The sequence below is a fragment of the Neobacillus niacini NBRC 15566 genome (assembly GCF_001591505.1).
In the GTDB taxonomy this organism is placed as follows: Bacteria; Bacillota; Bacilli; order Bacillales; family Cytobacillaceae; genus Neobacillus; species Neobacillus niacini.
The window spans coordinates 131,684-143,030 of the sequence record NZ_BCVA01000004.1; the positions used below are offsets into that span (position 1 = coordinate 131,684).

Consider the following 11,347-nt stretch of genomic DNA (forward strand, 5'->3'; position numbering starts at 1 on the left):
TTTTTCATTTTATATTAATAGTTTTTCTCAATATACTTTACCATGTCAACAACATTAAATTTCTTAGAGGTATCAAGAGCGTTTTTCTTCAACTCGAGAACCTTTGCATCGTCTAATCTAATAAATGTTTCGAGGGCAATTTTTAAATCTTCGCTGCTTTTCGGAGTAGTTAAAAACCCATTAAACCCGTTTTCCAATGCTTCTGGAATACCGCCTACACTAGAAGCAATAACAGGTATTCCTGCTGAAAATGCCTCTACTAATGTATAGGGAAAACCTTCTTGGATAGATGGCATAATAAGGATATCATAGTTCCGGAGTGTTTTAATCACTTGATCGGGATTCATAAAACCACAATTTCTAACATTGTTTGTATTCAATTCTTTAATTGTTTGGTCTACATACTCTTTCAAAGGACCGTCACCGTAAAAATCAACAGTTAGTTTATTTTTTAATTCACTTTTATTGATTTCCTTTAAAGCTTCTAAAAGATAAGGGAGTCCCTTCTCTTCGATATATCTCCCAAGGAAAACCACTTTTCTGCTGGAGGCTGTATGACTTAATTTGGTTTCCTCAATTTCTACACCATTATAGATTGTTTCAATCCTATCTAATGGAATATTGTTAGAGTTTAAAGTTTTTTTAACATCATCGGAAACGGCTATAATTTTGCTATATCGCTTTAAAGCTGATATATAAACGAGTTCAATACCTTTTCTTAACTTAAGTCGATTTGGTATCCATCCATGAGCAGTTGTTATGAAGTTGCCCTTGAAACCGGCTAGACCGACAGCGATAGCTGCCATTAAGGTTGCCCGCGGACTATGAACATGGATCGTATCAGGATTCATTTGTTTAATAAGTTTCGACATAGACAAGATACTTGAACTGCCTCTATTAACGGTTTGTACCTGTAAATTTTTCATCCCTTTTAATTCTTCTTCGATTTTAGTGTTTTCGGGTACAATAATAGACAGATTAAACTTGCTTCTATCCAGGTATCTGCAAATGTCTAATACATGACGCTCTGCACCGCCATAGGCTGAATTTAAGATAATCAAGAGAATATTTTTTTTCATTTTGACGTTCCTTTATGTGTAGATTCTTTTGTTAAGAGTGTTGAAATAATTAAGCCAACCATTACTGGCAATGAATAGTGTCCAAATGTATTAATTCCGAATGAACAAATTAAAAAAAATGTGCTGATTAAGAATAGATCAATATTTTTACTATTTAATGATTTCCAATTCACCTTGATCATTTTAGCAAGCAAATAAAGGAGAATTCCAAATCCAATCAGACCCGTTTGAAGAAGCCAATCGAAATACAAATTATGAGCACTAAATCGAAGAATACCTTCACTGTCAGATACAGCACCATGAAAGTACTTTCCTATTATTAAATCAGAAGAACCCAGTCCATAACCGAAAAAGGAGTAAATATCAAACTTGCCAATAAGGCCCCAAATCACTTTCCAAATATCGATGCGGTCATCGTGTAATAACCCCTTAAACCTTGACGATAATGGGGAATTCAAAATTAGGAAGACCAGTAATATAATTGAAACAAGAGAAATGGACAAAGTTTTGATTAAGACCTTTTTCTCTTTAAAGTTGTTTTTCAAGACAAGGACAACAAAAGTTAACATGAGAGTTAAGATTAGTGAAAGTGTTATCGTGCGTGATAGTGTTAAAAATAAAAAGTAAATCAATAGTAAGCAAGCCGCTAAATGGATATAAATATATGTCTTATTTATCTTTTTAGAAAGATTATTTTTTAGTGTAGATATAAAGTAAAACAGCGCAATCCCAATATACATTCCTAAAAAGTTGGGATCCGTTGCAAATTGACCTTCGATATACCCCAGCCGATCGCCGCCAAAATTATAAGTATCTAGGAAGAAATACAACACTTTCAATTTTAATAGTATTGTAAATACAAGCATCCCCCAAGAAAACCAAGCCCATAACTTGCGGTAGTCAAATAAGTAAAGTAAATAGGCTGCAGCAATAGACGATACTAATAGGAAGATATTTGTTATACCCTTATTTACATCTATAGACCATATAAGGGTAATAATAGATATTAAAATAATGACAGTATAATATTTTATCGTTTTAAAATGAATGATATCTTTAAACCAAATGACAGAAAGCAGTAAAGGTCCGTAATAAATTCCAATAATAAACGGGCTCTTTAGTGCCAGGGTCTCACTCAAAAATGGTATATACCCAATTAAAAAGGGCATGGAAAACATGATAAATTTCAAGTAATTTCTTAAAAAAACTTCAATCCAGTACTTATTTATGGCCATTTATATACAACCTTTCACAAAGTTCAGCCACTTGAGCTGTATCGAACCCTTTTGAAAGTATTTTATTAACTATTATTTGATATTCTGGGACACGCTTATTCACCAATTCTAAGATTGTATTCGACCAATGATCTAATGTTAAATTTAGATCATTGTAAACAAGCAGACCAAGGTCCATATCTACTTCAGTTGTGATGGTATTCGAAAGAACAGATGGAATACCGGCAGCTTGTGCTTCAACAATAACAGTTGGAAGACCCTCAAAAAGAGAGGGGAATAACATGATATCAAATGTGCGTAAAACCATTGGCACATCATTTGTAACTCCAAAGAAAGTCACATTTTCGCTCATCCCTAATTCGTTCACTTTACTTTCAATATCAGGTCTAAGCGGCCCGCCGCCAACTAAAACGAGATGAAAATCGGGATGAGTTTTTACTAAGTGATGGAAAACCTCGATTAGAAACAAATGATTTTTTGGTGTTGTAAAGCTGCCAACATGACCAACAATTTTTTTGGAAAGAGGGATACCTAGCTGACTCCGTATTTCATTTTTATCCATCTGCCAAACTGATTTAAATTGATCTAATTGAACTGAATTTGGAATAAAAACGGAACGTTTATCTTTCTTGAAATTACTGCCATAAAGAGCCTGACCAGCCTTATCTGAGCAGTAAAATAACAATGTGGAGTTATTCTTAATTAATGTTTCCATTAACTTTGTATAAATGCTTCTTAAAGGATTCGATACTTTAAAATCCCTTGAAGTATGGCTGTGTGCAATTCGTACAGGTATTTTAGCAGTCTTGGCTGTTTGCACAATAACACCTGAAAAATGGTGAATATGGCTATGGATTGCATGAAAGGGGCCATTATTTAACAATACTTCTTTGAGAAGCTTTTTGTATTTTCTAATTCCAATCGAGCTTGGTGCTGGCAATGTATAAATACAGCCGCCAAGCTCCTTAATTTCACCAATATAGTGTCCCAAGGGATCATGAACTAAAAAATCAAACTGAATCTCACTTCGGTTGATATTTCTATATAGGTTCATAATAAATGTTTCTGCTCCGCCCCTGTCCATTTTCTCAATAACTTGGAGCACTCTGATCATTTGCTTCACCCTTTTTACTCGTTCTCAAGATATAAATAAACACACATAAATGGCATAGAAAATTAATGATACTCGTTAGTAAGTAGGCAATGGATATACCGTATATGCCATCTTTTATTAAAATAAAGCTAAATATTGCATTAGATAGTAAGACGATTGACAATATAAAAGGCTGCACTTTGAAATATCTAGCAGCGGTAATACCGTAACCAAAAATAGAGCTTATAAATAGAAATACAGCGCCAATCATAATAAGTTTAAACTCATCGTAATAATTTGCAAAATCCGAGTTATATAATAAGACTAATAATTTGTCTCCAACCAAATACACAAATGCAACAAGAGAAAGTCCTAATATGATCGTAAAAATAATCAATTGAATTTGAAGCTTGATGAATTGGGCAAGTTTTTTCTGTTGAAAATATAAAGAGAGTCTAGTCATACTAGCTTGTCCAAAAGCATTAACGATGGTGCTGCCAATTATTGTTACATATACAATCGAGGTATAATACCCTAGTTCACTGGTACCAATATTGTATTCAATAAAATACTTTGGAACATTGTCAATCAGTGAAATAATAAGGACCACTAATCCTAATGGAATACTTTTCTTGGTAAGCATAACAAGTTTTTTTCTATCAAGTTTAAAGTGTATTCTTTCATTTAGCTTTTTAAAATCATAGTAAAGTAAAAAAATAAATGAAACATTAACCAGTATTACACCAATCAAAAGACTGTTAAGGAAAAATACCCCAATGAAATAAAGGACGATATAAAGAATTCCTCGAATGATTAAAGATTTGGATATGTCATCAAATCTTTCTTCTTGCTGGAATTTTCCATAAAAAATGTCGCTGATGGATTCGAAGAATTTTATAAGTGCTATTCCTATTAATACTAAGCTAAAAACCAAATCGTAATTAAGGAACATAGCAAGAATAATTATTGCAACAAGAGAAAGAATAGATAACAGGAATCTTAGCTGAAAATATTCTTGAAAAGAATATTCATTTTTATGGTCTGTAGCTACAACGGAACGCAGCTGCAGACTTGAAAATAAGAAAATGGGGGTTGTTATGGCAAAAGCTAAATTAAACTCCCCTAAAATTAAAGATGAGCCAACCTTCGCAATAATCGAAAGTATGGCCCATTGGCAAGCCGAATATATAATGTTACCAAAAAACGTCCAAGATATATTTTTTAGCAATAAGTTCTTATTCAAAAGTTTTTTCGTAAGTCCCATACTTATCTAGCACCTTTTCCGTTAAAAACGATAAAGAAGGTTTTAAAGATAATTTTTATATCTAATAAAAGAGATATATTATTGATATAAATCATATCTTTTTCTAGTTTTTGAGCAGGTGTTAAATCATAACCGCCATTAATTTGCGCCCAGCCGGTTAATCCTGGTTTAACTGACAACCGGTTAACAAAACCCGGAATTTCTTCGTTAAATTGAATAGTGAACTTTGGAATTTCTGGACGTGGTCCAACAATGGACATGTCCCCTTTAAGAACATTCCATAACTGTGGAAGTTCGTCTATCCTTGTTTTACGAATGAATTTACCAACAGTTGTTACCCTTGGGTCATTTTTCGCAGCCCAAGTAGCCCCATTTTTTTCTGCGTCTGTCACCATGGAGCGGATTTTATATATCATAAAATATTTTCCCCTCAGTCCAACGCGTTCCTGTGCGAATAAGACTGGTCCAGGGCTATCCAATACTACAAAAATACTTGTAATAAGCAATATTGGGGCAGTTATAATTAGCCCAATTAAAGCAATTACAATATCTATTATTCTTTTAATAAATAATTGCAAATCTAGTGTAGAAGTATTTTGTTCTATATATGGATAAGGAGATTCTAGAGAGCCTTGCTGCTTTTGGAATGAATTCTCAGTTTCAACTTTTATATTCATACCATACACCACCCAATTAATAAGATTTTCGTAACTATTATATCTAATATATTTCTATGATTCTACAATTTCCAACATTATTCCATCTTTATATGAAAGTAAAGGAGAATTAAGACTTTACTTAATTTCTAGATTCTCCTTTAAGATATTCTGTACTCTTTGTTTTTCTTCGTCTGAAATGATCTGATAAGAAACGTTATTAATCATTGCACCTTGTGCATTCATTTCAATTTGCTCAATAGCATTTATGGCACCTTTGTATTTACTCTGAATGGTTACCATTTCATCAAACGTTAAGTTTGTTTTTACGTTATTTCCTAATGCACTGAATATATCACCGTAATTGGTTAAAGAGCTTAGGCTTGCTCCTTTATTAATAACAGCTTGGATAACTTGGCGTTGACGCATTTGTCTTCCAAAATCTCCGCGTGGATCCTCATGGCGCATACGAGCATAATACAATGCTCTGTCTCCATTAAGATTTAACGTGCCTTTTGCATAATGTCTTCCATCGATAGTGAAATCTAAATCATTTTCCACAGTGACACCGCCAACTGCGTCCACAATATCTTGGAAACCTTCCATATTAATTTGGACATAATAGTCAATAGGGATATCTAAAAACTCTTCAATCGTATTGAGTGACATTTCCACACCACCAAAAGCATATGCGTGGTTTATTTTGTCTGATTTTCCTCTGCCAACAATTTCAACTCTGGTATCACGAGGAATGCTTAACATTTTAACAGAATTTGTATTTGGGTTAACCGTAAGGATAATAATCGTATCTGATCTGCCTTTGTCGTTTTCCCTTTGGTCAACACCTAATAATGCAACCGAAATCGGTTCAGCTTCCTTCAAGGAGACTTCTTCCGTTCTTTTATCTGATTTCTCTCTTTCAAGTGGAGAGTGCATAGTATCAACTGCATTCGTTAATGAGTTATAGACGGAAAATGAATAGGCACCGACTGCAGCAATTAATATAATAAGGATGGTTAATAGGACACGTAACCATTTGCGTTTTTTCTTTTTGTTTTTTTTCTTTTCCGCTCTAGAAGACATGTGTTTCCTCCTTAGGTATTGAAATATATATGAATGAGATTAATGGTATGAATTAATTTTCGACAAATAATGCAATGCGTCTTTTTTACTATAATATGATAACACTAAGTAATTAAAATAATAAGATGTAGATTATTCCTCTATTATCAAATTTAAACCATCAATATGCAGTATAGCAGAATATACCAAATATTAATATAAAATTATAGATATGTTGCAAATTATTTGGTAATTTTAGCGTTCTAGTAAACACCAATAAATTTATTTCTAGAATAGTACTTTAGGATGGCAGTGTCTTTACTTGTTTTTATAAAATGCAACATTTATACTATATTTCAACAATGTCATAATAGGTAATATAATACACAAAAACCTAAAAAAAAAGGAGGATTCTATGAAAGAACTAATTCTACTATTAGCAGACATTGTTAATACACTACATGACTATATCTGGAATCTATCAAATTTGATGGGCTTTAATTTTACAGATAAAGACCTTCATTTATGGGTTTTGGGTTTAATAGGAATATTCACATTTTTTATTGTACACGCCCTTTTTATTAGATTGGCAAAATATAGTATTACTGCTATTTCATTTATCTACACTCTAACTGTCATACTTGTCCTTGTTTTTGCTATAGAAATACAGCAAAAGATAACGGGCAGAGGGCAAATGGAATTTGACGATGCCATTATTGGTTTATGGGGATTCTTGCTTTTCTTCATAGGTTTCCTATTTTTGAAAGGTATTTACATGCTAATAAAAAAATATTTGTTTAAAAAATGACCTGTAATAAATTCCAATATTTTTAATTTATTGACAGTCTATTAAACACAAAATATGATAAAATGGTATTTAATATTTAATAAATCGACAATTTTTGTCGACTTTATAACTAAAATGATTTATTCATTTTAGTAGATTAATAGGGGGAATGTATAAAGAAATGAAAAAGTTTTCCATTAGTTTTTTGTTCTTGCTTTTCGTAATGACTCTTTTCTCACCTCCCGATAGAACCTCTGCCTATACAGATTATTCACAACACAGAATTATAACAGGAGAGTTTTATGGTGAGGAAAGCGTAAATAATGCTTTGCAGAGATTAATGTCTGATACAGGCTGGTGGGCAGCTTATGAACCAGCAAGAGACCCTATACCTTATTATCAAATTTATTCGGGGGATTACTATAATGAAATGGCAGCCAAAGAAAGAATAAGCCATTTTCAAAGTAGTACGGGGTTTAGTGCAAATTATCAGCCGGCAGGAGCACCTGTACCTTATCAAAAAATTGTAACAGGGTATTTTTATGGTGAAGAAAATGTAAAGCGTATTATACAAGACTTCACTAGAAGTACCGGAGTTAACGCTGCATATGAACAAACTGGGGAATATGTATTCAAAAAGAGATTAGTAGCTGAAGGATTCGCGGGAGAAGATTATACAAAGGGAGTCATTCAACAATTCCAACAGTCTACTGGAATCTCCTCATCTTATCAACCAACCGGAGAATATCAGGAATACAAACAATTTATCTCAGGTGAATTTTATGATGAGGAACTAATAAAAAGAGTACTGCAAGAATTCAATACAAAAACAGGATTAAATGCTAACTATGAACCAGTTAAATATTCAGACGGAACGATTATTAGTACTGGCTGGTTTATTGGAGAAACCCAGGTACAAGCTATAGTCAATCAAATTAAAAAGGATTTGGGATTTTCTGCTAGATACGAATCGGCAGAAGCGGGTGATAGTTTTAGAATAATCTTTAACCCGTTAGCCGGAAATTCACTATCAAGTGCGACCGAGTATTTAGATAAAAAGGGTTGGTGGTATAGTCTAACCCCATCCGATCAAAAGGTTCCTATCTCGTTCCGAATTATTTCCGAAGAAACAATAGATATAAAGAAGCTAGAGACGGCTAGCGTTTATTTTAATAGTAAAAACTGGTGGTCAACCACTATTTCAACTGGTAAAAAGGGTCCTGCAATTTATCGTATTGTTACCGTTCCTTTAACAGAAAATGAACTAAACAAAGGGATAACCTATTTAAACCAATTAGGAATAGGGCATAGCACACAAATCACTGATGAGAAGGATTACTCTTTATTTAGAATTGTTACCGATCCTGTCCTTGGAATCGAACAGGTTGGTGCATTTTTCAGTAAAAACGGTTGGTGGTACACCACTCAAGCAACTGATAAAGTAGGCTACGCCGCCTATAAAATAGTCACACAACCACTATTAGGTAATGGTAAAAGTGATCAAGCATTAGATTACTTTAAAAAGAATGGGTTGTATGCAACAGCGGTAGCAACTGGCGACAAAATGAATGTCTACCGTATTGCTACCGGTACATTCTGGGGCTATGAAAATACAGTAGCTAATGCAAAAATGGTAACAAACCGTTATGGCTGGTGGACAACAACTGAGAAAGTTTTAAATGGACCACAGGTGATGACTACCAACTATAATATGACATTGGCACAAATGCTTAACCTTCAAATGCAGAAGTCTCCGCAAACGGATAAGTATCGAAATGATCCGGCATATATTTACACTGCTTATATAGACCCAGTTAATAATATAGTAACTGGTAACGATGTGAATATTAGAAGTGGCCCAGGTACTGGTTATGAGATTGTTGCACAAAAAGATGCTGGGTTTAAAGATTTTAGAATCTTAGGCACCGAAGGCGAATGGACCAAAATATATCTACAATTCAAAGATGCAAAACCAGCAGATGTAGAATATTATCTAAATCCAAATAATTTCCCTTCAACTAGCAATCAGTATTTTCAATTTCTAAAACTATCTAAACCTGCGAATATTGATGTAAATGAAGTGAATACGAAGATTCTTAATTCCACAAAGGGATCCCTGAGTGGAACGGCTGCAGCATTTGCTGAAGCTGCAAGACTTTATAATGTGAATGAAATTTATTTAATTGCCCATGCGCTGCATGAGACGGGAAATGGACAGTCATCATTAGCAAAGGGAGTTCAATATAATGGCCGAACAGTATATAATATGTATGGCTATAATGCCTTCGATAGCTGCGCAAGGGATTGTGGAGCAAAGAAAGCTTATGATGAAGGATGGTTTACTCCGGAAGCAGCCATTATTGGCGGGGCTAAGTTAATTGGAAGTGGCTATATCTATAATCCTACGTTCCAACAGGATACATTATATAAAATGAGATGGAATCCTATTCAAACATGGCATCAATACGCAACAGATATTGGCTGGGCTGCAAAACAAATTACGAATATGTATAATTTATATCAATTGATCGATAATTATACACTTTATTTCGATCTTCCTGTGTATGAATAAGAATAGAAGGGTTGACTCAAAATCTGAGTCAGCCCTTTTTTTCTATAATTTTGGTTAAATAAGATAGGCAATTATTGGCAATACTAATTTTTGTGGCTATAAATCGAAAACCAAAATGGCATTAGTTAGAAGGTGAAAACAGGTGAAGTTGGTTTCCTTAATCGTTCCTTGTTATAACGAAGATGAATCGGTGAATTTATTTTACTCTGTGGTCAATCCAATCCTTGCAGAGATAAAGGACATTGAATATGAGTTTATTTATGTTAACGATGGCAGTAAGGATGAGACCATACAAAAAATAAAGCATTTAAGTAATAAGGAGTCAAATGTGAGGTTTATTAGTTTTAGCAGAAATTTCGGTAAAGAAGCAGCCATGCTGGCAGGAATTGAAGCAGCCCGTGGTGAGGCTGTAATCCTAATGGATGTAGATCTTCAAGACCCTCCCAATTTGCTGCCGCAAATGATTCAGGAATGGATAGAGGGTAAATATGATGTCATTTATACCCGCCGCTCCAATCGAAGCGGTGAACCACCGATCCGAAGCTGGTTTGCCAGGAAGTTTTACAAATTCATTAATAAGATGAGTGATGTACATATTGTTGATGGTGCAAGAGATTATCGTCTTATGGACCGCAGGGTCGTGGAAAGCTTTCTCCAATTGAAGGAAAAGAACCGTTTTGCAAAAGGATTATTTATGTGGGTGGGCTATAGGACAAAATGTATTGAATTTGAGAATATAGAGAGGGCAGCCGGAGACTCTAGTTGGAGTTTTTTGAAGCTCGTTCACTACGCTATAGATGGGATTGTCTCCTTTACCATCTCACCTTTGAGGTGGGCATCCTATTTTGGCTTTTTTACAGCTAGTTCTGCCTTTTTATATATGTTTTACATTATCTTTGCTAAATTATACTTTGGAAATGAGGTAAGTGGATATGCTTCTATTGTTTCCATTATGTTATTCTTTGGCGGGCTGCAGCTGATTTTCCTTGGGATTATTGGCGAATATATAGGGAGAATATTTATCGAGGTAAAAGCAAGACCAAGCTATATTGTTCAAGAACAGTCTTCTTTTGCCTTGAAAAAGGAATTGTCCAAACCAGGTTTAATTGTTAAGGGAGAATTTCCTTCTTCCATTCAACGGAACATACACAAGAAAAAGGCTCTTTATTTAAGGAGAAATTCCTAAGTGGAAAATCACTACAAAGATAATAGTAAAAGCATTAACTTTATAGTTGAAAATAGATTCATTAAATATTGTTTAACCGGTGTCTTTAATACTGCTCACCATTTTGTATGGTTTCTGCTATTAAGTCCGCTATTGGGATATAAGCTGGCAAATTTAATTGCTTTTCTAGTGGCTAACATCACATCTTTCTTTATTAACAGCTATTTTACGTTTCGAGTCCTTCCGAGTATAAAAAAGTTTATGAAATATCCTTCGGTCGTCACGGTTCAAGCTGTAATTGCCTATTTAGTTCCTTCTATCTTGTTACTTTTGTCTCCTGAAAGTAAATGGCTTGTTCCAATACTTACTACAATTATTAATTTACCGATTGGGTATTTGATGACAAAGAAAGTATTGAGTGCTGATTAATATCA

Annotated in this window: 10 protein-coding genes; 4 read left to right on the forward strand and 6 right to left on the reverse strand. The window is 33.9% G+C overall.

The genetic code is table 11. The annotated features are described in order from the left end of the window. Positions 1 to 14: 14 nt before the first annotated feature. The 6 genes from BANA01_RS05375 to tagU all read right to left on the reverse strand — a co-directional run bounded on the left by BANA01_RS05375 (position 15) and on the right by tagU (position 6,410). Positions 15 to 1,079, reverse strand: coding sequence for a glycosyltransferase family 4 protein (locus BANA01_RS05375; RefSeq protein ID WP_063251991.1), 1,065 nt, complete (start codon positions 1,077 to 1,079; stop codon positions 15 to 17). Continuing rightward, positions 1,076 to 2,314 carry an O-antigen ligase family protein gene (locus BANA01_RS05380; protein ID WP_063251992.1) on the reverse strand — a complete coding sequence of 413 codons (1,239 nt, stop codon included), beginning with the start codon at positions 2,312 to 2,314 and terminating at the stop codon, positions 1,076 to 1,078. The genes BANA01_RS05375 and BANA01_RS05380 overlap by 4 nt, the downstream gene beginning before the upstream one ends. Further along, positions 2,301 to 3,428, reverse strand: coding sequence for a glycosyltransferase family 1 protein (locus BANA01_RS05385; RefSeq protein ID WP_063251993.1), 1,128 nt, complete (start codon positions 3,426 to 3,428; stop codon positions 2,301 to 2,303). The genes BANA01_RS05380 and BANA01_RS05385 overlap by 14 nt, the downstream gene beginning before the upstream one ends. Further along, complete coding sequence (locus BANA01_RS05390) at positions 3,403 to 4,671, reverse strand: oligosaccharide flippase family protein (RefSeq protein WP_063251994.1); 1,269 nt, start codon at positions 4,669 to 4,671, stop codon at positions 3,403 to 3,405. Before BANA01_RS05390 ends, BANA01_RS05385 begins: the two co-directional genes overlap by 26 nt. Positions 4,672 to 4,673: 2 nt before the next feature. Next, the gene (locus tag BANA01_RS05395; protein WP_063251995.1) at positions 4,674 to 5,348 is read right to left on the reverse strand and encodes a sugar transferase; all 675 of its coding nucleotides are present in this window, start codon (positions 5,346 to 5,348) and stop codon (positions 4,674 to 4,676) included. A 117-nt stretch (positions 5,349 to 5,465) separates the two neighbouring features. Continuing rightward, positions 5,466 to 6,410 carry a polyisoprenyl-teichoic acid--peptidoglycan teichoic acid transferase TagU gene (gene tagU / locus BANA01_RS05400; RefSeq protein ID WP_063251996.1) on the reverse strand — a complete coding sequence of 315 codons (945 nt, stop codon included), beginning with the start codon at positions 6,408 to 6,410 and terminating at the stop codon, positions 5,466 to 5,468. 394 nt (positions 6,411 to 6,804) lie between these two features. On the opposite strand from tagU, the gene BANA01_RS05405 reads away from it, so the two are divergent. The 4 genes from BANA01_RS05405 to BANA01_RS05420 all read left to right on the forward strand — a co-directional run bounded on the left by BANA01_RS05405 (position 6,805) and on the right by BANA01_RS05420 (position 11,342). Next, on the forward strand, positions 6,805 to 7,197 hold the full coding sequence (locus BANA01_RS05405; RefSeq protein ID WP_063251997.1) for a hypothetical protein: 393 nt from the start codon (positions 6,805 to 6,807) through the stop codon (positions 7,195 to 7,197). A 160-nt stretch (positions 7,198 to 7,357) separates the two neighbouring features. After that, the gene (locus tag BANA01_RS05410) at positions 7,358 to 9,748 is read left to right on the forward strand and encodes a glucosaminidase domain-containing protein (RefSeq protein ID WP_169803650.1); all 2,391 of its coding nucleotides are present in this window, start codon (positions 7,358 to 7,360) and stop codon (positions 9,746 to 9,748) included. Between the two features lie 142 nt (positions 9,749 to 9,890). After that, positions 9,891 to 10,934: a glycosyltransferase family 2 protein gene (locus BANA01_RS05415; protein WP_082799404.1), complete on the forward strand. Its 1,044-nt coding sequence runs from the start codon at positions 9,891 to 9,893 to the stop codon at positions 10,932 to 10,934. Then, positions 10,935 to 11,342, forward strand: coding sequence for a GtrA family protein (locus tag BANA01_RS05420; RefSeq protein ID WP_063251999.1), 408 nt, complete (start codon positions 10,935 to 10,937; stop codon positions 11,340 to 11,342). It abuts the gene before it with no gap. The last annotated feature ends 5 nt before the right edge of the window (positions 11,343 to 11,347 follow it).

Excerpts from the sequence above, each read along its gene's own strand:
- BANA01_RS05405 (WP_063251997.1), top strand. The coding sequence starts at position 6,805 with ATGAAAGAACTAATTCTACTATTAGCAGACATTGTTAATACACTACAT.
- tagU (WP_063251996.1), bottom strand. The coding sequence starts at position 6,410 with ATGTCTTCTAGAGCGGAAAAGAAAAAAAACAAAAAGAAAAAACGCAAA.
- BANA01_RS05375 (WP_063251991.1), bottom strand. The coding sequence starts at position 1,079 with ATGAAAAAAAATATTCTCTTGATTATCTTAAATTCAGCCTATGGCGGT.
- BANA01_RS05380 (WP_063251992.1), bottom strand. The coding sequence starts at position 2,314 with ATGGCCATAAATAAGTACTGGATTGAAGTTTTTTTAAGAAATTACTTG.
- BANA01_RS05410 (WP_169803650.1), top strand. The coding sequence starts at position 7,358 with ATGAAAAAGTTTTCCATTAGTTTTTTGTTCTTGCTTTTCGTAATGACT.
- BANA01_RS05390 (WP_063251994.1), bottom strand. The coding sequence starts at position 4,671 with ATGGGACTTACGAAAAAACTTTTGAATAAGAACTTATTGCTAAAAAAT.
- BANA01_RS05395 (WP_063251995.1), bottom strand. The coding sequence starts at position 5,348 with ATGAATATAAAAGTTGAAACTGAGAATTCATTCCAAAAGCAGCAAGGC.
- BANA01_RS05385 (WP_063251993.1), bottom strand. The coding sequence starts at position 3,428 with ATGATCAGAGTGCTCCAAGTTATTGAGAAAATGGACAGGGGCGGAGCA.